The sequence below is a fragment of the Staphylococcus sp. HMSC068G11 genome (assembly GCF_001815825.1).
In the GTDB taxonomy this organism is placed as follows: Bacteria; Bacillota; Bacilli; order Staphylococcales; family Staphylococcaceae; genus Staphylococcus; species Staphylococcus epidermidis.
Genome location: NZ_KV822060.1, coordinates 25698 through 49156, shown reverse-complemented (window position 1 = coordinate 49156; position 23459 = coordinate 25698). Strand labels below are relative to the sequence as shown.

Sequence of the window (23459 nt, the reverse complement as noted above, 5' to 3'; positions counted from 1 at the left end):
CCTTTCTATGCTACAGCACTCATATGATATATAAAGTGGAATGCTTCTTCAGTAGTTATTTTCATTCTAGATTGTAAATTTATATCCGCTTCAATTCTCGCATAATAAGACTCAGCATCATTTAATAGTGATTTAATCATATCAATATCATTATCATGTATTTCTTCAGCACAATAGATTGCTTGATTGTTTACTAAATCTATATATTTATTTTCTAATGAGAGCGTGAGAGTGTCAATTAACTTCTTTAGTTGTAATCTTTTTTCTCTTAAATAATTAATATAAGTATCAATATTTTTAATTTGCTTATCTAATGACATTTTATAGTCATTGATACTTTTTTTAGTAATACGTTTTATAAATTGTTGTAAATATGAATCTAAAATATTCAATGATATCACCTCGTCACTGATTAAGCTTTATTATAAAACAATTCCGAAACCTAATGAAATAGGCTTCGGAACCATATACGCTTCATACTTTAGTCTGACGAGATATGAAAAAAGTAAATCATAATCTTAAATTCTAATTTGAATTACTAATATTTAATTAATCATCAATCTTAGTTGTAAGTAACGGACCATCTTTAGTTACTATAACCGTGTGTTCAATTTGGGCGACATAACTTTTATCCTTAGTTTCAAATGCCCATTCATTTTTACCTTCAGTTACAAATGTAGCATGTGTTGATATGAATGGTTCTACTGCAATGACTTGCCCTTCTTTTAATAATGTTTTATCTTTAGGATCAAAATAATTCATGACATGATTAGGTGCCTCATGAAGTGATTGTCCAACACCATGTCCAGTTAAATTCTTAATCACAGTCAAGTCATTTTGTCGTGCCGTTGCATGAACAGCTTTTCCAATATTACTCAATTTTGTACCTGGTTTCACCTTTTTCATAGCATTTTCAAAAGCCATTGTGGCTACGTCACAGACCTTTTGCTTAAGTGGTTGATCTGATTTCCCTACAACAAATGAAATACCAGTATCAGCATAGTACCCATTTTTTAAAGCTGATACGTCAATATTAACTAGGTCACCTTCACGAATTACTCGTTTACCAGGGATTCCATGCGCGACCTCTTCGTTAACACTAATGCAAGTTTGACCTGGGAAGTTTTCATCATGAATAGGCGCTGAAATCGCTCCATGCTCTTCAAATAAATCTTTGGCAATGTGATCTAATTCACGGGTAGTCACTCCAGGTTGAGTAGCTTCTTTCATAGTATCTCTGACTTTTGCACAAATGTAACCTATTTCTTTTAATGCTTGTAATTCTTCATCAGTTTTAACAATCATTTTATCCCGTTCCTTTATAAATTATATTACATCTTATTATAGCAAAAATTTTTTGATATACTAAATATGAATGTATAACGATTCGTAATAGTTAAATTAATTTTCAAAGAAAGAGAATTTGTCTAAAGTAAAGTCTTTTCGAATTTCCTTTTCTTAAGAGGAGTCAGTATGATATGAATGATAAATGGTATAGACATATAATTGGAGCGCGAACCATTAAAACTGGTTTGGCTACTTTTTTTACGTCTTTATTTTGTATGTTGTTAAACCTCACTCCAATTTTTGCCATACTTACTGCAATTGTTACAATTGAACCTACTGCTAAAGCATCATTAAAAAAGGGGTATAAAAGGCTACCAGCAACAGTTATCGGTGCGTTATTTGCTGTTGTCTTTACATATGTCTTCGGTGATCAATCGCCGTTAAGTTATGCTTTAAGTGCTACATTTACCATTTTGATTTGCACTAAACTTAATTTACAGGTAGGAACAACTGTTGCAGTATTAACTTCCGTTGCGATGATTCCAGGTATACATGAAGCTTATGTATTCAATTTCTTTTCACGGTTACTTACAGCTCTTATAGGGCTTGTTACGGCTGGATTAGTCAATTTTATCATCTTACCACCTAAGTATTATCATCAACTTGAAGAGCAATTAGCCCTTAGTGAGAAAAAAATGTATAATTTATTTTATGTACGCTGTAATGAGTTATTATTAGGAAAATTTAGCTCAGAGAAGACTAGTAAAGAATTATCAAAATTAAACATAATTGCTCAAAAAGCTGAAACATTAATGAGTTATCAAAGAGATGAACTTCATTATCATAAAAATGAAGATAATTGGAAATTATTAAATCGCCTTACAAATCGCGCTTATAACAACCGTTTATTTATTTCACATTTATCTAACATTATTTATTTACCCAAACATACGTCTATTGCTTTTGATGCTAATGAGAAGATAGCATTGATTAATATTAGTAATAGTATTAATGGCATCATTCAAAAAGGAAGCTTTACACGTCAAAAAGAATCTATTGCAACATTAAAGTCTTCTGTTAAACAGATGGATGAGTTTGACCAAAATCAAATGAAAAGTACACTCATATATGAAATTCTACTCATATATAAAATTTTAGATTCACGTTATGCAAAATAATATGACGTTAAAAATAATTACTTTATTACCTATTCAAAAAATAATTAAATATGATACAAAGCCGTAGAACAAAGTTTATCTACGGCTTTCTTGATACATATAAATATACTCATAAATCTCGTTAACGCTTTAAATTTGAATGTTTGGCAAACTATTCGTCTACACCTTCACCTATCGTCACGCTCGTAACAAATCCTTGTGTCACTTTGTATTGTAATTTAATCATTTTACCATGATAGACATATATACCGTCTTCTGGATATTGTGAATCACTGCTTGTATGTGGAATATGATTCAATCTCTCTTTTGGGTATGCATCTTTCATACTTTCAAGTGATAGTGATTGATTATTAATACTGAAACGTACACTTATCGCTGTATGATTGCTTGTAGCTCTGATTTCTTGATCATAAATCTTTTTGTATTCAATATCATTAGTATCATCTTGTTGAATCTGATAACCATTAATATTTAAATGACCATTATCTAGAGAAGTAATAAATTGAGGTTGAGTTAAAAATGTTGGATTTTTACCTGCCTCACCTTCTAATGAAAAGCTATGAGATTGTTTGGTTTCGTTTGTTTGATGATGCTTTTCTAAGTAAGTATGTGCTTGTGCGACATGTGAAAACGGAAAGGCTAACGTTAAAGCAGCTAGAGTCAATGACGTCAATTTAAAAATCTTCATATTTTCACTCCTATATTTATTGTATGGTTCAATTACAGTTTAACAACTATTATATGTTTCAAAGTATTTTTTTCGTAGATAATAGAAATTAGCACTTGAGTGTCTATGTTTCAAGGTCAATGAACATTAACGTTTCCTAAATGTATATCAAAAGGTGCTACGTATTCATATAGAACAATTTTTTTCATCTCAACACCTCCCACTTTCCATATTTTCTTTAACGTTTTAAAAGAAAATGCTCATCACTTCGTTCCTGACCTTTTGTTAATTAACATCTTCATAAGTTATTTACAATTCAGTCAATGGCTGCTAATACGTTAAAATGCCTCTAGAACATGCATTGATGTTCTAGAGGCATTAATATGATAAGTCTTTATACTAATAATCAATTATCGTCATGATTAACAATCATTATTAAAAATTAAGTTGTATTGAGTTATTTTTTATTTTCTTTTGCACGTTTAATCAGAACTTGCTTAGCAGCTTCTTCCTCGGTGTTATCAATCTTTTTAGGCTCAAATAGTATGCCTTTTCTTTCACATGCTTTCTCAAGTAGATAATCAGTTATTTCATGATTTTTTGGTAAAATTGGGCCGTGAAGATAAGAACCTAATAGATTTTTATAGTGTATACCTTCTTTTCGATCGTTATCATTATTACCATAACCATACGTTACTCGACCTAATGTTCCATACGGATGATATGTTCTACCACCATGATTTTCAAATCCAACAATCGTGCCAAAAGTATCACTCTCTATAATGATATCTCCAGTTAAGCGTTCTTTTTTAGACTCGGTATAGAAATCAAGAACACCCAATCCTTCTAACTCGGTACCATCAGGAGTAATATACTTATGACCTAAAAATTGATAACCACCGCATATAGTTAACCCAGGCATACCATCTTCAATTGCATTTTTTAACGACGTTTTAATCTTACTTAATTCCTTTGTGGCAAGCGCTTGTTCCCTATCACTCCCACCACCAATGAAGAAAATATCGCAATCATCAAATGTGACTCCTTCAGTCTCATTGATTTCTTTAACATTTATCTTAATATTTCTTTTTTTAGCTCTTTGTTTTAATGCCATGATATTACCAATATCACTGTATAAATTAAGCTTATCTGACATGAAATGATAAACCGTTAGTTCATTCATCTTACGATTGCCCTCCTTCAAATGAGCGATTAAGTTGTTCAAGCATTGGTGTTAATGATGTATAGTTTGGAATTGCTACCGTAAATGAACTGTATTTCATAGTTAATGCAGTCGCTTTGTAGATATCCTTTTCAACCTTAATAGGCACTTCAACTTCAGCAAGTTTGAGACGTAATTGTAGTTCCTCAGCACGTGTACCGCTTACAATGATAGCTTCGATATCTTGGGTAGCCAGCTTTTCAAAGTCAGCATCGTATATCCATGAAATATCTCGACCATCTGCCGCGTTGTCATTAAGACTAATAACATAAACTTTTTTATCATCAATTTGTTCGCCTACTGATAGGCTTGCATTCATTCCAGCTGGATTTTTTGCTAGATTAATCATAGCTTCCTTCTTATTTTTTGAAAAATACTGCATTCGACCATTATCAGACGTATATGTTTCAAAACCTTTGCGTATTGCATCATCATTTAATCCCAATTCTCTTAATACGGTATAAGCTGCTATTGCATTATAAGAATTAAAATCTCCTGCAATTTTCATATTAAACTCACTTTGGTTTATTATCATTTTTAAGAATGGTGAAGCTTCAAATGATGACACTTCATATGTAGGTACTTCTCGTTTAAATCCACACTCACAGTGATAATGTCCAATTTGATTATAATGTATATAGTCATATTGCAATAATCGTCCACAATTAGGACAATATTTACTTTCATTCATTGTACTTTGTTCAAATTCATGTGCAAATTTTTTCATTCCGTAATACACAATGGAATGACTTGCAATTTTCAAACGACTCACAAACGGATCATCTGCATTTAATAATAATTTTATCCCTTTGTTACTTATTGATTTTGCAATATTATCAACCATAATATCGATTTCACCAAATCGATCCATTTGATCTCTAAAGAAATTTGTAAACACCATCATAGAGGGTGTAATTTCGTTTAAAACACGTGGTATAGATCCTTCATCTATTTCAATTATCGCAATATTAGTATCCTTAGAGCTTTGCATAATGAAAGCAGAAGTTATCCCTGCTGCCATATTTGCCCCTTCATTATTGTGAATAATGTTTATTTGATTTTTCTTTAAAGTATGTCCAATTAAGTTAGATGTAGTCGTTTTACCATTAGTCCCACTAATAAAAACAATGTCATCTACTTGTTTAGCTAATTTTCTTAAAATATTATGATCCACACGTCTTGCAATCTGTCCCGGCAAGTCTGTACCCTTTTTACCTACAGCTATACTTGCTTTCCTTGCTAACTTAGCCATGTGGGTTGCAGTCCATTGTCTCATGCGTTTCCTCCTCCAATTTGCACTCGAGTAATTATAACACGTAAAGGGTACAACAAAAAAGATTCTCATCTAAGATGTGCTATTCATTTCACAAATTAGAATAATTATTAATAAGAACGATAATCACTACTTCTAGATTATAATAATTATTATTTGCTATTGAGAAAAGTTTTGTTATAATATACAAGAATCTTATTTTTATTTATACGGGGTGATTGAAGATGTTAAGTAAAGAACTATTAGCAGCTTTAAATGAACAGATGAATCAAGAATATTTTGCAGCGCACGCATATATGGCAATGGCGGCATACTGTGACAAAAAATCTTATGACGGATTTGCAAATTTTTATATAGAACAAGCTAAAGAGGAACGTTTCCACGGTAAAAAAATCTATGACTATATCAATGATCGTGGCGAACATGCTATTTTTGATACAATTAAAGCTCCTAAAGTAGAATTTTCTTCTATTTTAGAAACATTTAAAGATAGTTTAGCTCAAGAACGTGATGTTACTCAACGTTTCTATAATCTATCAGAATTAGCTCGGAATGATAAAGATTATGCTACAATTTCATTTTTAAACTGGTTCTTAGATGAACAAGTTGAAGAAGAATCTACATTTGAAACTCATATAGATTACCTTACTCGTATTGGTGACGATTGTAATACACTTTACTTATATGAAAAAGAATTAGCAGCGCGTTCATTCAACGAGTAATAATTACAATAACTTATTCCTAAATATTGTGTTATTTACCCTTAAATCTCCTCAAAGATAAATGATTTAAGGGTTTTTTTAATGCATAAATCATTTGTTTTAACCCGTTTTACTATCTATAAAATTGTTATTGTAATAAAATATTGACATTAAATACTCACATAACCAAAAATAATTGAAAGGAATGAAATAATGGCACAAAATGCATTTGTTGCACTGGACTTTGAAACTGCTAACGGTAAACGAACAAGCATATGCTCTGTAGGAATGGTTAAAGTTATTGATAATCAAATAACAGAGTCATTTCATACCCTTGTGAATCCTTTTGACTACTTTACTGAAACAAATATTAATGTACACGGCATCCACCCCGAAGATGTGCAAGATGCTCCTGGATTCAAGCATGTCTATCCATATATGCTACAATTTATTGATCAACTTCCTGTTGTTGCCCATAATGCTGCTTTTGATATGAATGTGTTACATCAAAGTTTAAAAAGTCTTAATATAGATACTCCTTCTTTGACATACTTTTGTTCATATCAATTAGCTAAACGAACAATAAATGCATATCGTTATGGACTAAAACATTTAATGAATCATTACCATTTAGATTTTCACGGTCATCATGATGCGTTAAATGATGCTAAAGCTTGTGCAATGATTACCTACCGCTTATTGAAACATTATGATGATCTTCAAAGCATGTTAAATATATATGGAAAAAATCTTAAAGATAAAGGCTGATTGTCCACTTAACCTGTGTTCATCAGCCATTTAAATAAAATCATATATTGTTAAATTTTTAAAATCAGATTGCACTAAACTCCCAACCGTTACACCTATTAATCGAATCGGAATCTCTGGATCTTTTAAGTCGTTATATAAAGTATATGCAATATTATAAATATCAGTTTCAGTACGAATAGGATCTCTCAAACTTTTTTGTTTTGAGATTGTTTCATATTGATAAGTCTTTATCTTTACAGTGACTGTTTTTCCTGATTTTTGAATTTTATTTAAACGCTCTGCTGTTTTTCCTGAAAGCTCTCTTATTTTTCTTAAAATAACATCATCATCGTTAACATCTGTAGAAAATGTCCTTTCAGTCCCAACAGATTTACGAACTCTACTCGCCTTTACTTCATTATGGTCTATACCTCGAGCTTTATTATACAAACCTCGTCCTCTTTTACCGAACAAGCGTATTAATTCAAATTCATCTTTATTATATAAATCTTGACCTGTATATATATGATGTTGATGCATTTTTTTCTTCGACGCTTTGCCTACCCCTGGAAAATCTCCAATATCTAATTGCATTAATATTTCATGTACATTATTGTAATCAATAACTGTCAAACCATTTGGCTTGTTCATACCACTCGCTAACTTAGCTAAAAACTTATTATAAGACACGCCAGCTGACGCAGTTAAACGTGTTACTTCGTATATATCTCTGCGAATATAATTTGCAATAGTTGATGCTGATAAATCCGGTCTCACTAAATGTGTAATATCTAAATAAGCTTCATCTAAAGACATAGGTTCTACTAATTCTGTATAACTTCTGAATATTTCCATGATTTGACCAGATACCTCTCTATAAGCATCAAAACGGCTTGTTACATAATAGCCATTGGGGCACAGCTTATGTGCTTGAGTCATAGGCATAGCAGAGTGAACACCATAAGCTCTTGCTTCGTATGATGCCGTAGAAACAACGCCTCGATGACTCGCTTTACCACCAACGATGACAGGTTTTCCTTTTAATTTAGGATTATCTCTCATTTCAACTTGAGCAAAAAAATAATCCATATCTATATGAATAATTCTTCTTTCAGTCATCGACTCACCTCACTATGTCTTCCAAAAAATAGCTTTATACTATTATACGCCATCAGTTTTATCATTACATGTATTGTGCACATGATAATACTTGTATTGTTTATTTACTTAATGTAATAGCAAAAAATAGGACTACAATTTTAGAATAAATTCATAGTCCTATCCTTTCCTACATAAGTGGTTATGTGAATGTAGTTGCATATTTTAATGAGATATTTGTTTATTACGATGGAAACGAGTTGAAAAATAAGAAATGAAATTTTTAAATCAATTATCAACTTTAATATATGCGCTTGTCAGTATAATTAGTGATTATTCATAATAGGTTTGAGTGGGCTTTTGTTGATAAAGATACAAACCTTCTCCATAAGTTTGTATATATTTGAATTTGCTTTGTAATGCCAATGCTACTAAAAACACATCTATCATGCAATAACTTGTATGTATACTAAACATAAAGATTAAAGATGAGAAGGAATATATTTGAATAAGTGCTAGTAAGGTCGCACTTATGATAACAAGTGGTGCTATCATGATAATTGTAAATTGCCACCGATGAAAACAAGTCTGAGAGAACTGTACAATAATTTTGTTTTTATCATATTTTAAAGATGGTTTTTCACCTTTAGAAAATATAATGAACAAAATACGATGAATAAACTCATGCAAAATAACTAGCACTGCGAAACCTACAAAGCCCAAAATAAGATTCATGACAAAATTTTGTTCAATGATATGCGTTGTTTGATAAGCCCATTTATAAGTAAATAGTATTGTAAATAGCGCCAATACAATTTGCAACAGAACAAATCGTTGGATTTGAAATTTATTGCCTGATAAATCTATTTTATGCACATTCACCCCTCCAGTTCTCTATTTTCAAAAACAGTATACAATTTTTATTATAGCTAAAAAAGACCTTTTTCAATAAAGTAAGTTGCTTGTAATACAATCTTAACAATCACTTCAAAATAATAATGAATTGATTTCTATTAAATTCACTCTTCATCTTTGCGTACAAATAATGCTACAGTCTCAATATGTGTTGTTTGTGGGAACATATCAACTGGTGTAATTTCTACTAACTCGTATTGTTCAGCCAATATTTGCGCATCTCTTTGTTGCGTTGAAGGGTTACATGATATATAAACAATCCTTTTCGGATTTAATTTTAAAAGAGTAGTTAAGAAAGTTTCATCGCATCCTTTTCTAGGTGGATCTACCATGACTACGTCAGGTTTAATCCCTTGTGATTTCCATGTTAAGATAACATCTTCTGCTTTTCCACATTCGAAAGTCGTATTTTTTAGTTGGTTTTTAGTCGCATTGTCTTCCGCATCTTTTATGGCTTGCGGAACAACTTCTACTCCATAAACATGCTTGGCTTGTGGTGCCATATATAGCCCAATCGTTCCTATACCACAATACGTATCCAATACTATTTCTTTTCCTGTTAATTGAGCATAGTTCAGAGCTTGCTGATAAAGTTTTTCAGTTTGTGATGAGTTAATTTGATAAAATGATAAATCAGAAATATGATAAATTACTTCACTTAATTGGTCTTCAATTTTATCTTTACCATATAAAGTCATTGATTGACGTCCCATAATAACATTAGAATGGCTATTGTTTATATTCTGTTTAATACTTGTTATATTTGGAAATTCTTTTTTCAGCTTGTTTACTAACAGTTCTGATTGTTTAAATGTTGCTCCATTTGTAACAAAGATAACCATCATTTCATCGGTATGATAACCAGTCCTTACTACTAAATGACGTATTAAACCTGTTTTCGCTTTTTCGTTATATATAGATATATTTAATTCATTGAGCCAGTACTTCACTCGATTCATTACTTCTTGATGTTGTTTATCTTGTATAAGACAACTATCCATATCTATAATGTCATGGCTACGTTGTCTATAGAATCCCATTATAACTTGATTGGAGTTACCTTGACCTACAGGAATTTGAGATTTATTACGGTAACGCCAAGGATTATCCATGCCAATCGTTTCCTTTATGGTGGTATTCTCAAAAGGGCCTTTTCTATGAAAAAGATTAACTACTTGTTCTCTTTTCATATCCAATTGTGCTCTATATGTCATATGTTGTAATTGACAACCACCACACTTTGCATAATAAATACAAGGCGGTGTCACTCTATCATCACTTTCACTTATGACCTCTATCAATTTTCCTATAGCAAAATTCTTTTTCACTTTAATTAATTTAAATTTAATTTCTTCATCAATTAAAGCATTAGGAATAAAAATTGGATATCGATCAACTTTAACAACTCCGTGTCCCTCATGAGTTAAATCAATAACCTTTCCCGTTTTAACATCGTTTTTCTTAAATGTTTCCAATTTTTCCCCTCCTACATACAAAAAGGTTAGGAATATAATGTGTGGCATTCCTAACCTTAAATTTGATGTCGTAATTAGTCGTAATAATTTCATTGCTTATCTGGCATAATATCAGGTATTGTATTATTTTCTAATAGTTCTTCGTTAAATACATCTTTAGGTGTGAAAATTTCTATGTGCTGTTCTAAATTAAGGAAATTTGCAGGTAATTTCCCACCGTATTCACCATCAACATTAAGTTGCATATCAGTAAATGATGAAATATTAATAGACTTCGCTTTAGCATAAATGACTTTAGGATGTTTTGTGTGCTCGCCTCGAGACGCTAATGTCATAATATGGCCCAATTCAGCAAGATTTGCTTTTTCTACAATAATTAACGTGAAATAACCGTCGTCAAGCTTCGCATCTGGAACTAATTTTTCAAAGCCAGCCATTGAATTCGTTAAACCTAGAAGGAATAGTAAAGCTTCTCCTTGGAAGATGTTATCATCATATTCGATACGTACATCTACCGCTTTCATTTGAGGTAACATTTCAAATCCTTTAATATAATACGCGAACGGTCCTACAATTGATTTCAACTTACTTGGTGTTTCGTAAGATACTTGTGTTAGTTTACCCCCTGCAGCTAGGTTAATGAAATAACGATTATTCATCTTTCCAATATCTACCTTGGTTGTATGACCATCAATAATTACATCAATCGCTCCCATTATATCGCTTGGTAAATGAAGCGCTCTTCCAAAGTCATTAACGGTTCCCATTGGTATTACACCTAATTTAGGACGATTGGGTTGCTCGGCGATTCCATTGACCACCTCATTTAACGTACCGTCACCTCCAGCTGCAATGAGTAAATCATATTCATTTTCTAGTGCTCTTTCAGCTTCAAAAGTGGCATCACCAATTTTTTCAGTTGCATATGCACTCGTTTCATAACCTGCTTTCTCAAGTTTAATCAGTGCATCTGGTAATACACGTTTAAAAAGTTCTTTTCCTGATGTTGGATTATATATAATTCTTGCACGTTTTCTCATAGTTAATCCCTCAAATTCATATACTCATTACTTATATTATATGATTTATACATCAGTTAAAAGTATTTATTTCCGATTTCTCTAAACTATTCGGTACAACAAAGGTGAAATATATGTAATTTTAAACATTAAGAAACTTAATACCTATACTTTTCAAAAGTAATAAAAGCTTCTAACAAAGTTCATATTCTTTGTTAGAAGCTTAAAGTATTATAATTTTCGAATTAACGGTTATCTAATTCTTGTTTTAATAGGCTATTAACTTTTTGTGGGTTAGCTTGACCTTTAGAAGCTTTCATAATTTGACCCACTAAGAATCCCATAGCTTTACCTTTACCATTTTTATAATCTTCTATTGATTGTGGATTATTATCTAAAGCATCAGTTACAAATTTAAGTAATGTTGCTTCATCAGAAATTTGTACTAAACCTTTATCTTCCATAATTTGTTTAGCATCTCCACCATTTTCAGCTAGTTCTGGAAAGACTTTTTTAGCGATTTTACTACTCATTGTTCCGTCTTCTATTAATTTAATCATACCAGCTAAATTTTCAGGTGTTAGTTGCGTATCTTTTAATTCAACTTGATTTTTATTAAGATACTCGTTAACACCGCCCATTAACCAGTTGGAAGTAAGTTTAACATCTGCACCATGGTCAATTGCGCCTTCAAAGAAATCAGACATTTCTTTAGTTAATGTTAATACATGCGCATCATATTCTGGAAGTCCAAGATCATTTACGTATTTAGCTTTACGTTCATCTGGTAATTCTGGAATTGTTTCTCTCACACGTGCTTTCCAATCTTCATCTACATACAATGGTACAATATCTGGTTCAGGGAAATATCTGTAATCATCTGAACCTTCTTTCACACGCATTAAAATTGTTTTACCAGTAGATTCATCAAATCGACGTGTTTCTTGACCAATCTCTCCACCATTTAATAATTCTTCTTCTTGACGTTTTTCTTCATATTCTAAACCTTTTTTAACATAGTTAAATGAGTTAAGGTTTTTCAATTCAGTTTTTGTACCAAATTCCTTTTGACCATATGGACGAAGTGAAATATTAGCATCACAACGTAGGGAGCCCTCTTCCATTTTACAATCAGATACACCCGTATATTGAATGATTGAACGTAGTTTTTCAAGGTAAGCATATGCTTCTTTAGGTGAACGAATATCGGGTTCAGATACAATTTCAATTAATGGTGTACCTTGACGGTTTAAGTCTACTAAAGAATATCCATCTTTATGTGTTGATTTACCTGCATCTTCTTCCATATGAAGACGTGTAATACCGATACGTTTTGTTTCTCCATCAACTTCAATATCAATATAGCCGTTTTCTCCAATAGGTTGATCAAACTGAGAAATTTGATATGCTTTTGGATTATCTGGATAGAAATAGTTTTTACGATCGAATTTAGAATTTGTAGCAATATCCATATTTAATGCCATTGAAGCTCTCATTGCCCAATCTACTGCACGTCTATTAACTACTGGTAACACACCTGGATAAGCTAAGTCGATAACATTTGTATTTGAATTTGGTTCAGCTCCAAAATGTGCTGGTGATGGAGAGAACATTTTTGAGTCCGTTTTTAACTCAACATGAACTTCAAGTCCGATTACTGTTTCAAAATGCATGATTTCCACTCCTTATAAATTTTCGTATGCGTCATGTAAGTTGTATTGTGTTTCAAATTGATAAGCGACACGATATAACGTTTTTTCATCAAAAGGTTTACCAATTAATTGCAAACCAATTGGGCGTCCGTTTGATTGTCCACAAGGAACTGAAATACCAGGTAAACCAGCAAGGTTAACTGGTGTAGTTAATAAGTCATTCGCATACATAGTTAAAGGATCATCAATTTCTTCGCCAATATTAAATGCTGTTGTAGGTGCTGTAGGTCCAACCACAACATCATAAGATTCAAATACTTTGTCAAAATCATTTTTAATTAACGTTCTAACTTTTTGAGATTTTTTATAGTATGCATCGTAATAACCTGAGCTTAAAGCAAAAGTACCTAAGAAGATACGTCTTTTGACTTCTTCACCAAAGCCTTCCGATCTGGACATTTTATATAATTCTTCTAACGATTGTGCTTCTTTAGAATGATATCCATATCTAATACCATCAAATCGAGCTAAGTTTGCTGAAGCCTCTGATGACGCAATAACATAATATGATGGAATACCATATTTTGTATTTGGTAATGAGACTTCGTCAACTTCAGCACCAAGTGATTTTAACGTTTCAACCGCTTCTTTTACAGAAGTCTTCACTTCTTCACTTACACCCTCACCTAAATATTCTTTAGGTAATGCAATTTTAAGACCTTTAATATCTTTACCAATATCAGAAGTAAAATCTACATCATCAACAGGTGCGCTTGTAGAATCATTCGCATCAACACCGGAAATTGCCTCAAGTACTAATGCGTTATCTTTAACATTACGCGTGATTGGTCCAATTTGATCTAAAGAAGAAGCAAATGCAACTAAACCAAAACGTGATACACGGCCATAAGTCGGTTTCATACCAACTACGCCACAATAAGATGCAGGTTGTCTAATAGAACCACCAGTGTCTGACCCTAAACTAAAAGGAACTAAACCTGCTGCAACTGCTGCTGCAGAACCACCTGAAGATCCACCTGGTACTGCTGTGTGATCGAAAGGATTTAATGTTTTCTTAAAATATGAAGTCTCTGTAGAGCCACCCATTGCAAACTCATCCATGTTTAATTTACCAATTAATACCGCGTTTTCATCATGTAGTTTGTTCATTACAGTGGATTCATAAATAGGTACAAACCCTTCTAACATTTTACTTGCACACGTAGTTTCTACATCTTTTGTGATGATATTATCTTTGATTCCCATTGGAATTCCAAATAGTTTACCATCCATTTGATCTTTAGCTTGTAATTCATCTAATTCTTCGGCTTTTTTTATTGCATTTTCTTTATCTAAAGCTAAGAATGACTTGATTGTTGGATCAGTTTCTTCAATAGCTGCGTATATATCTTTTACTACATCAGAAGGTTTAATTTCTTTATTTTTGATTAATTCAGTTAATTTTTCGATAGATTCAAAACGAATACTCATCTTAAGCGTCCTCCCCATTCATGATGGATGGCACTTTAAATTGACCATCTTCTGTTTCTTTCGCATTTTTCAATGCTAATTCTTGAGGAATGCCCTCGATTGCTTTATCGTCACGTAATACGTTTTGTAAATCTAATACGTGATAAGTTGGCTCAATACCTTCTGTATCGGCACTATCATTTTGTTTCGCAAAATCTAAAATACTTTCTAAAGTATTAGCCATTTCTTCTGTTTCTTCAGAAGAAATTTGAAGTCTAGCTAAATTAGCAATATGTTCAACTTCTTCACGTGTAACTTTAGTCATTAAATAAAAGCCTCCTTAATACTCATTCATCACCAAATTGTATCAAATTTCGAACCAAAAATCTAAATATTTATGAATAAGTTACTCAAAATAAACACTTGATATTTAAGGTGTTTAATAAACTTTTACATATGAATACCGCTAATTGTCATCTCTATGTCTTAAAATGATAGATGAATTAAATTTTAATTCTAATAATAATTTTGTACATATTTATGCAATAGATATTGATTAATCATAAAACACACTTAGAGTTAAACACCCTTTATCAAAGACTTTTAATACTACCATTAAAAGTTTTACTTTTCTGAACATTTAGTTACATTGTATAATATTACATGTATCTTATATCATTATTTAAAAAAGGGAGTGTTAATTATGTTTACATTAGGTACAGCTCTCAGTAATCAAATTGATGCAAATTGGCAGACTTACGTTATGATTATTGTCTATTTCTTAATCCTTCTAATTATCGGCTTCTATGGTTATCGACAAGCTACTGGAAACTTAAGTGAATTTATGTTGGGAGGGCGTAGTATCGGACCATATATCACAGCATTATCAGCTGGTGCCTCTGATATGTCTGGATGGATGATTATGGGACTTCCAGGTTCAGTTTACAGTACAGGTTTATCCGCCATTTGGATAACAATTGGATTAACCTTAGGTGCATACATTAATTATTTTGTTGTTGCTCCAAGACTACGTGTATTTACTGAGGTTGCGGGAGATGCTATTACACTCCCAGACTTTTTTAAAAATAGACTAGATGATAAGAAGAATATTATTAAAATTATTTCAGGATTGATTATTGTCGTTTTTTTCACTCTATATACGCATTCAGGTTTCGTTTCTGGCGGAAAACTCTTTGAAAGTGCATTTGGATTAAACTATCACGTAGGACTTTTGATAGTGGCTATTATAGTTATTTTTTACACTTTCTTTGGCGGCTATTTAGCTGTATCAATTACTGATTTTTTTCAAGGTGTGATTATGCTTATTGCTATGGTATTGGTACCTATCGTTGCAATGCTTAAACTCAACGGTTGGGATACATTTCATGATGTTGCTCAAATGAAACCTACAAACTTAGATTTATTTAGAGGAACCACTATTTTAGGCATTGTTTCATTATTTTCATGGGGACTCGGATATTTTGGTCAACCACATATTATAGTAAGATTTATGTCTATCAAATCACATAAATTACTACCAAAAGCCAGACGTCTGGGAATAAGTTGGATGGCAGTCGGTCTATTAGGAGCGATTGGTGTGGGATTAACAGGAATTTCATTTATATCTGAAAAGCATATTAAATTAGAAGATCCTGAAACACTATTTATTGTGATGAGTCAAATTTTATTTCATCCGCTTGTAGGTGGATTTTTATTAGCAGCCATCCTTGCTGCAATAATGAGTACTATCTCTTCACAATTACTAGTAACATCAAGTTCTTTAACTGAAGATTTCTATAAACTAATCAGAGGTTCAGATAAAGCATCATCACACCAAAAAGAGTTTGTTTTGATTGGACGATTATCAGTTTTACTTGTTGCGATAGTTGCTATTACGATTGCTTGGCATCCAAACGATACAATATTAAATTTAGTTGGTAATGCTTGGGCTGGCTTTGGAGCTGCTTTTAGTCCTTTAGTACTCTACTCTTTGTATTGGAAAGATTTAACACGTGCAGGAGCTATTAGCGGAATGGTAGCTGGTGCTGTAGTTGTTATTGTTTGGATTTCTTGGATTAAACCTTTGGCTACAATCAATGCATTCTTTGGTATGTATGAAATTATACCGGGTTTCATAGTTAGCGTATTGATTACGTACATCGTAAGTAAATTAACAAAAAAACCTGATGATGTTGTTATTGAAAATCTTAATAAAGTTAAACACATCGTTAAAGAATAAATGTACAATTATCAGACTATATCAACATTATAAAATTGATTAATTAAGTAACAATTAGAAGTATAATTTAAATACTTTTCTAATATACAGTGTCAATTTCTTTCATTCACTTAAGAAAATAGCTATGAAGAAATCTATCAATATAAATTTCTTCATAGCTAATTTTTTATATTTAAATTTATTGACGGCTCGAAAAATGAGTCAAAATCATCAATAATATCAAATTGCAAATATATTCCTTTGGTACTGAATTGACCAGTAAACTTAATTTGAATTCTATCCTATTCTTTTCTATACAATGAAATGGGTGTCATACTTCATAGGTAACTAATTATGATAAATATGAACTTGTGGTTCTTTATCGTCTTTAGTTTTACTAATTAGAGCACGTGGAGTATTTCCATCCTTGATTCTAATTTCATACTCATCTAGTTTATCAAAATACTTTTCGGCTTGCTCTGTAACATATTGTGTAATACCTATCGTTTCTGCCTGTCCGTAATAATCTATAGGCAGATCAACTGTAAGTTGTTTTGCTTTTTTATTTACGAATTTAACCTTACCAACTGCTTGTGTGAAGTTTGAAAAATACGATTGCAAATTATCATTAAACTGTTTAAAGTTATTATTCAGCGTTTCATCATAATCAGCTGCAGTTGACGAAGGAATTAAGGCTGCTTTTTCATTAATATTATCCCATGAGTTAATTTTAGTTTTACCCTCTTCAACTGTAGTACCAACTATAAATTCACCTGGTGTAATGGAATCTTGACTTGATTGTTTATAGATAGCAAAATGAATAGGAATATCTTTTAAATCACTATTCTCACGTAAACGAGAGAGCATTTCACTAGCCATCTGTTTACCTTGCTTTTCAATCTCTTTATCAGATAAATCTTTACTATATGTTTCGCCATCTTTCTCTTTTTTGTAATAATAAACACTATTCATGGCTAAACCAATTGTCATGCCTTTTATATTTTTACCTTTAGAATCACTGTTTCCATAAAAATCCTGCTCGAGTATATTTGAAAGATAGGCTGGAGAATTTTCAGCTATTTTCTCTTCATCTGTTTCACCATTGTGAGATGGATTGAGTCCAAGATTCTCATTAGCATTTTTGCTTTGCTTTTCTTTTTCGCTCATCTTGTCAATTTCTTTTTTTGTATATTTCGGATCTAAGTATGCATTAATCGTTTTTTTATCTAAATATTGTCCATCTTGATATAAATACTTATTTGTTGGAAAGATTTCTTTACTTAATTCTAGTAAACCACTTTCAAAATCTTCTCCATTATAACCATTTGCCATATTATCTTGTAATAATCCACGAGCCTGGCTTTCTTTAAAGGGCAATATAGTCCTATAGTTATCACCTTGAACTTTTTTATCAGTCGCTATTTGTTTCACTTGATTTTTATTATGGTTATCCTTATGTTCACTTTGTTCTTTATCTGATGAAGTTTGTTTATGTCCATCTCCGCAAGCCGTTAATAATAACAGTATCGACATGAGTAAAAATATTGTTCGCTTCATTCACGTACTCCTCTAATTATTAGATTCCATTTTGTTTTTCTATAAATGCTGCTTCAGTCCAAATTTCAGTACCGTACTTCTCAGCTTTGGCTAATTTAGACCCTGCATCTGCTCCAGCTATGACAATATCAGTACTTTTAGTCACGCTATTTGTAACTTTAGCACCTTGCATTTTCAACCATTCAGATGCTTCATTTCTCGTCATTTGCTCGAGTTTCCCTGTTAATACAATTGTTTTCCCACTAAAATCAGGATGACCTTCAATTTCAGTTGTTTTAATTCCTTTATAAGACATATTAACATTTTTATTACTTAATTTTTCAATTAATGAACGAATATCACTATTTTCGAGATATGTTACAACAGATTGTGCAAGTTTATCTCCAATATCTTGAATTTCAATTAATTCACTTTCTGTTACTTTAAAAAGTTGATCCATCGTTTCATATCGCTCAGCAAGTACTTGACTAGCTTTTACACCTAAATGTCTAATACCTAGTCCAAATAATAAATGCTCTAATGACTGTTCTTTAGATTTTTCTATTGCTAATAATAGATTATCAACTTTCTTCTTTCCCATCCTCTCTAATGGTAATAAATCTTCTTCTTTTAAATAGAAAATATCTGCGACATCTTTGATTAACTGATTTTCGTATAGCTGATGTATAATTTTAGTACCTAAGCCATCTATATTCATCGCTTGTCTTGAAACGAAATGTATAAGTCCTTCAATAAGCTGTGCCTGACATTTTGGATTAATACAACGTAAAGCAACTTCTCCTTCAATACGAACTAATTCATGTCCACAACTAGGACAATGTGTTGGCATATGATAAATTTCCGATTCGTTAGGTCGTCTATCTAAAATACTTTTTACAACTTCAGGGATGATGTCCCCGGCTTTTTTTATAACAACACTATCTCCGATACGTATATCTCTTTCATGTATTAAATCTTCATTATGAAGAGAGGCTCTTGAAACTGTAGTGCCAGCTACTTTTACAGGTTCTAGAATTGCAGTTGGTGTCACAACACCCGTACGTCCAATACTTAGTTCGATATCCAATAATTTTGTAATAACTTCTTCAGCTGGAAATTTATAAGCAATCGCCCATCTTGGAGATTTTTGCGTATAACCCATTTCCTCTTGTTGAGATAAATCGTTAACTTTTATAACAATACCATCAATATCGTATGATAAAGATTCCCTTTTACTTGTCCATTTCTCTATATAATTAAGTACGCCCTCAATATCTGATACTCGTTCACGTTCTTGGTTAGTTTTAAAACCTAATTGGTCCAACTCCTCTAGCGCTTCACTTTGTGTTGTTGCATTAAACTCGGTTAGGTCATTCACACTATATAAGAAGACACTTAACTTTCTTTTCGCAGCTAATTTAGAATCAAGTTGTCTTAACGAGCCAGCAGCAGCGTTTCGTGGATTTGCAAAAGGTTGTTCACCATTTTCTTCTTTTTCATTATTCAAATGAATGAATGAACGACGTGGCATATAAGCTTCCCCACGGACCTCAAAATTGAGAGGTTCTTTAATTTTTAGTGGTATAGCATGTATAGTTCTTAGATTTTCAGTTATATCCTCACCTGTCGTACCATCACCACGTGTAAGTCCTTGGACAAAACGGCCATTTTCATATTTGAGTGAAACAGCCAAACCATCTATTTTAAGTTCACACATGTATTCGACCTGACCAATACTATCACGAATACGTTGATCAAATTTTCTTAAATCTTCTTCATTAAACGCATTACCTAAACTTAACATCGGCGTGTCGTGATTTACTTTTTCAAAAGAAGACTGGGCTTCGCCACCCACACGCACTGTTGGAGAATCTGTCGATTTGAATTCTGGATATTTTTCTTCAATTTCAATCAGCTCATGTAATAACTTATCATACTCGCTGTCAGGCACTGAGGGATTATCTTGTACATAATATTCATAGCTATATTGATTCAACAAATCATGTAATTTTTCCACACGCTTTTTAACATCTTGCATCCCCTATGAGTCCTCCTTCTTTGTTATTGGTGCGAACTGAGCTAATAATCGTTTTGGACCTTCTGATTTAAATATAATATCCAACTCTACAGATCCGTTTTTTTCATTCACGTTACTAACCATCCCTTCACCCCATGCTTTATGCATAACTTTATCTCCTACTTTCCAATCAGATGAGGAACTTTGTTTTTTAGTTGATGTCGTACGCTTACTAAACCCTCTTTTAGGTTGAGATTTAGGAGATATAGTTTGTCTTTTTTGACCGGTATGACTATCAAGTAGGTCTTCTGGGATTTCTTTTAAAAATCGAGATGGCATATTTGATTGAGAACGACCAAACAACATTCTGGTCGTTGCATTTGTGATATAAAGCAACTCTTCTGCTCGTGTAATTGCTACATAACAAATACGACGTTCCTCTTCCATTTCATGATCATCTTCACTTTTAATTGCTCTTATATGCGGGAACAACGACTCTTCCATTCCCATAATAAAAACTATAGGAAATTCAAGACCTTTTGCTGAATGCATTGTCATCAATGTAACACCATTCTGTGTATCTGCTTCGTCAATATCAGCAACTAATGATAAATCTGTTAGAAAATTAATAAGCGATTGTTCCTCTAAAGGTGTATTTTCCTCATAATCTTTAGGTACAGACATAAATTCATCTAAGTTTTCTAATCGACTTCGTGATTCAATACTTTGTTCTCGATCAAGCATGTCTTTATAGCCTGATTTTTGTAGTACTTCATCTACGATTTCACTAATTTCGAGAAATTCTTGTTCTTTGATTAAATTTTGAATCATTTCATAAAAGCTGATACATTCTTGAGTAACCTTTTTAGAGAGACCTATAAAATCTACCTCAGCCAGTGCGTCAAACATACTTATATTATTTTGAAGTGCATAGGTTTGGATTTTTTCAACAGATGAAGGTCCAATACCACGTTTAGGCACGTTAATAATACGTTGCAAACTAATATCATCATTGCTATTAGCAATAACCCTTAAATAACTAAGTAAATCTTTAATTTCTTTACGGTCGTAGAATTTTTGACCTCCAACCATTGTATAAGGAATATTTGATTTCATAAATGTTTCCTCAAGTACACGTGATTGGGCATTTGTTCTATATAATATAGCCATTTCACTATATTTTTTACCACCGCGTTGATGCTTCATTATTTCTTTAACAACGTATTCTGCTTCATCTCTTTCAGTCATAGCTTCATAATACTGAATTTTGTCTCCTCCAGAATTTGCAGTCCATAGACCTTTAGGTTTTCGTTCAGAATTATGTTTTATAACTTCATTTGCAGCATTTAAAATATTCTTAGTTGAACGATAGTTCTGTTCGAGGAAAATTGTCTTTGCTTCAGGATAGTCCTCTTCAAAAGATAAAATATTTTGTATATCAGCTCCTCTCCAACCATAAATAGATTGGTCAGAATCACCAACAACACATAAATTTTTAAATTTGTTTGCTAATAGTTTTACTAAAGTATATTGTGCTTTATTAGTATCTTGATACTCATCTACATGTATATATTGAAATTTATTTTGATAGTATTCTAGAGTTTCGGGTACTCGTTCAAATAAATTAATAGTTGTCATAATTAAATCATCAAAGTCGAGTGCTTCATTACGTGATAACTGTCTTTGATAACCTTTGTATACCGTTGCAACCATTTGAGAGTGAAAATCATTCGCCTCTTTTTGAGCATCCTCAGGTGTTTTTAATTCATTTTTTAAATTGCTAATTGCACCAATAAACATACGCGGCTCAAATCGTTTACTGTCAATATTTTCACTTTTCAATACATCTTTAATCACTGATTTTTGATCTGTAGGATCAATGATAGTGAAATTTCTTTCAATGCCAATACGATCAGCATCTCTTCTCAGAATTCTTACACACATGGAGTGAAAAGTGGACATCCAAATCACTTGCGCTTCTTCTCCCACAAGATGTTCTACACGTGCCTTCATTTCTTTAGCTGCTTTATTTGTAAACGTAATAGCTAAAATATTATAAGGTGATACATCTTTTTCATCTAATAAATACGCAATGCGATGTGTTAACACACGTGTCTTTCCTGATCCAGCACCTGCCATAATAAGTAATGGCCCTTCTGTTGTTCTAACCGCTTCACTTTGCTCTGAATTCATATTTTTTACTAGCGCATTCATTTATTAGACTCCTTTATCTTTACAGTTTTTAATGCTTTTTTAATATCGTTATATATAATATCGCCAACAACAATGGTATCCGCAATGTTAGACATTTCTTTAGCTTTGTCAATGTTTGTTATACCACCGCCATAAAATAATTGCGTATGTTGAAGCATATTTGCAATCGCTCTAACCTTATCAACATCTCCATATGTGCCACTATATTCTACATACATAATTGGAAATCGATATAATTCTTCTGCCATTTGTGCATATGCTTCGACGTCTTCTATATCTAATTGAGTATAAGCTTTGGTAATTTTTGCAACTTTACTATTCGCGTTTAGAACGACATATCCCTCGAAAAAAACTTCATCAAAATTAATCACATGTCCATATTTTTTAAGGGCTTCTAGCAAAATTTCGTTATGATATTTTGTATCCTTACTATTCATGACTGTTGGAATAAAATAGAAATCAAAACCAGGCATCACACTTTCTACATTCGAAACTTCTAAGACAAGTGGTAAAGGATAACGTCTTACTCTACTCATTAAATGAATAACATTATCTTCTGTTACATCATCTGTCCCACCAATAATTATTGCATCAGTGTTAGACATACACAGTGCCTCTAAATCTTCATCCGAAATTGATTTAGCCGGATCTAATTTAAACATATGTTTCCACTTGGTTATGTCGTACATTTTATGAAACTCCTTTATTTAACATACCCTAAATTATAGCATTTTTAAGTTTTAAGTTCTAAAGACTAAATAAGTTAA

At 32.1% G+C, this 23459-nt stretch carries 20 protein-coding genes; 4 read left to right on the top strand and 16 right to left on the bottom strand.

The genetic code is table 11. The features are described from left to right. Positions 1 to 5 precede the first annotated feature (5 nt). Positions 6 to 392, bottom strand: a complete 387-nt coding sequence (locus HMPREF3058_RS02285) for a hypothetical protein (protein ID WP_002491498.1) — start codon at positions 390 to 392, stop codon at positions 6 to 8. 157 nt (positions 393 to 549) lie between these two features. Beyond that, on the bottom strand, positions 550 to 1305 hold the full coding sequence (gene map, locus HMPREF3058_RS02280) for a type I methionyl aminopeptidase (RefSeq protein ID WP_002447444.1): 756 nt from the start codon (positions 1303 to 1305) through the stop codon (positions 550 to 552). A 173-nt stretch (positions 1306 to 1478) separates the two neighbouring features. Here map and HMPREF3058_RS02275 point away from each other — a divergent pair, with 173 nt between their 5' ends. Next, the gene (locus HMPREF3058_RS02275) at positions 1479 to 2465 is read left to right on the top strand and encodes an FUSC family protein (protein WP_002447445.1); all 987 of its coding nucleotides are present in this window, start codon (positions 1479 to 1481) and stop codon (positions 2463 to 2465) included. A 151-nt stretch (positions 2466 to 2616) separates the two neighbouring features. On the opposite strand, the gene HMPREF3058_RS02270 is transcribed toward HMPREF3058_RS02275, so the two are convergent. From HMPREF3058_RS02270 to HMPREF3058_RS02260, 3 genes are all read right to left on the bottom strand, one after another. Continuing rightward, positions 2617 to 3153 (bottom strand): immunodominant staphylococcal antigen IsaB family protein, encoded by a 537-nt coding sequence (locus tag HMPREF3058_RS02270; protein WP_002447446.1) that lies wholly within the window; start codon positions 3151 to 3153, stop codon positions 2617 to 2619. A gap of 436 nt (positions 3154 to 3589) precedes the next feature. Then, a complete protein-coding gene (locus tag HMPREF3058_RS02265; RefSeq protein WP_001832482.1) occupies positions 3590 to 4315 on the bottom strand; it encodes a lipid II isoglutaminyl synthase subunit GatD in 726 nt (241 codons plus the stop codon). A 1-nt stretch (position 4316) separates the two neighbouring features. Further along, positions 4317 to 5630: a lipid II isoglutaminyl synthase subunit MurT gene (locus HMPREF3058_RS02260; RefSeq protein ID WP_002447448.1), complete on the bottom strand. Its 1314-nt coding sequence runs from the start codon at positions 5628 to 5630 to the stop codon at positions 4317 to 4319. 221 nt (positions 5631 to 5851) lie between these two features. On the opposite strand from HMPREF3058_RS02260, the gene ftnA reads away from it, so the two are divergent. Together ftnA and HMPREF3058_RS02250 are read left to right on the top strand one after the other, a co-directional pair. Then, positions 5852 to 6349: an H-type ferritin FtnA gene (gene ftnA / locus HMPREF3058_RS02255; protein ID WP_002491525.1), complete on the top strand. Its 498-nt coding sequence runs from the start codon at positions 5852 to 5854 to the stop codon at positions 6347 to 6349. 192 nt (positions 6350 to 6541) lie between these two features. Beyond that, positions 6542 to 7096 (top strand): 3'-5' exonuclease, encoded by a 555-nt coding sequence (locus HMPREF3058_RS02250; protein WP_002487329.1) that lies wholly within the window; start codon positions 6542 to 6544, stop codon positions 7094 to 7096. 30 nt (positions 7097 to 7126) lie between these two features. On the opposite strand, the gene dinB is transcribed toward HMPREF3058_RS02250, so the two are convergent. The 7 genes from dinB to gatC form a co-directional block, all read right to left on the bottom strand. Continuing rightward, the gene (gene dinB, locus HMPREF3058_RS02245; protein WP_002458550.1) at positions 7127 to 8197 is read right to left on the bottom strand and encodes a DNA polymerase IV; all 1071 of its coding nucleotides are present in this window, start codon (positions 8195 to 8197) and stop codon (positions 7127 to 7129) included. A 312-nt stretch (positions 8198 to 8509) separates the two neighbouring features. After that, positions 8510 to 9052 (bottom strand): DUF3267 domain-containing protein, encoded by a 543-nt coding sequence (locus tag HMPREF3058_RS02240; protein ID WP_002487348.1) that lies wholly within the window; start codon positions 9050 to 9052, stop codon positions 8510 to 8512. Between the two features lie 143 nt (positions 9053 to 9195). Then, a complete protein-coding gene (gene rlmD / locus HMPREF3058_RS02235; RefSeq protein ID WP_002491547.1) occupies positions 9196 to 10566 on the bottom strand; it encodes a 23S rRNA (uracil(1939)-C(5))-methyltransferase RlmD in 1371 nt (456 codons plus the stop codon). A gap of 89 nt (positions 10567 to 10655) precedes the next feature. After that, on the bottom strand, positions 10656 to 11606 hold the full coding sequence (locus HMPREF3058_RS02230; RefSeq protein ID WP_002491540.1) for a diacylglycerol kinase: 951 nt from the start codon (positions 11604 to 11606) through the stop codon (positions 10656 to 10658). Positions 11607 to 11830: 224 nt separating this feature from the next. Further along, the gene (gene gatB, locus HMPREF3058_RS02225; protein WP_002457087.1) at positions 11831 to 13258 is read right to left on the bottom strand and encodes an Asp-tRNA(Asn)/Glu-tRNA(Gln) amidotransferase subunit GatB; all 1428 of its coding nucleotides are present in this window, start codon (positions 13256 to 13258) and stop codon (positions 11831 to 11833) included. Positions 13259 to 13270: 12 nt separating this feature from the next. Next, positions 13271 to 14728 (bottom strand): Asp-tRNA(Asn)/Glu-tRNA(Gln) amidotransferase subunit GatA, encoded by a 1458-nt coding sequence (gatA, locus tag HMPREF3058_RS02220; RefSeq protein ID WP_002458553.1) that lies wholly within the window; start codon positions 14726 to 14728, stop codon positions 13271 to 13273. A gap of 1 nt (position 14729) precedes the next feature. Further along, entirely contained in the window at positions 14730 to 15032 is a 303-nt protein-coding gene (gatC, locus tag HMPREF3058_RS02215; RefSeq protein WP_001830435.1) for an Asp-tRNA(Asn)/Glu-tRNA(Gln) amidotransferase subunit GatC, read from the bottom strand. Between the two features lie 378 nt (positions 15033 to 15410). On the opposite strand from gatC, the gene putP reads away from it, so the two are divergent. Then, positions 15411 to 16946: a sodium/proline symporter PutP gene (gene putP / locus HMPREF3058_RS02210; RefSeq protein ID WP_002491521.1), complete on the top strand. Its 1536-nt coding sequence runs from the start codon at positions 15411 to 15413 to the stop codon at positions 16944 to 16946. A gap of 327 nt (positions 16947 to 17273) precedes the next feature. Here putP and HMPREF3058_RS02205 read toward each other — a convergent pair whose 3' ends face one another. Genes HMPREF3058_RS02205 through HMPREF3058_RS02190 form a run of 4 tightly spaced genes read right to left on the bottom strand, consistent with a single transcriptional unit; the run spans position 17274 to position 23381 of the window. After that, positions 17274 to 18482 carry a CamS family sex pheromone protein gene (locus HMPREF3058_RS02205; protein ID WP_002491486.1) on the bottom strand — a complete coding sequence of 403 codons (1209 nt, stop codon included), beginning with the start codon at positions 18480 to 18482 and terminating at the stop codon, positions 17274 to 17276. A gap of 19 nt (positions 18483 to 18501) precedes the next feature. Continuing rightward, positions 18502 to 20499, bottom strand: coding sequence for an NAD-dependent DNA ligase LigA (ligA, locus tag HMPREF3058_RS02200; protein ID WP_002491487.1), 1998 nt, complete (start codon positions 20497 to 20499; stop codon positions 18502 to 18504). Between the two features lie 3 nt (positions 20500 to 20502). Further along, positions 20503 to 22692, bottom strand: coding sequence for a DNA helicase PcrA (pcrA, locus tag HMPREF3058_RS02195; protein ID WP_002491518.1), 2190 nt, complete (start codon positions 22690 to 22692; stop codon positions 20503 to 20505). After that, positions 22689 to 23381: a heptaprenylglyceryl phosphate synthase gene (locus HMPREF3058_RS02190; RefSeq protein WP_002447864.1), complete on the bottom strand. Its 693-nt coding sequence runs from the start codon at positions 23379 to 23381 to the stop codon at positions 22689 to 22691. The genes pcrA and HMPREF3058_RS02190 overlap by 4 nt, the downstream gene beginning before the upstream one ends. Between the last annotated feature and the right edge of the window lie 78 nt (positions 23382 to 23459).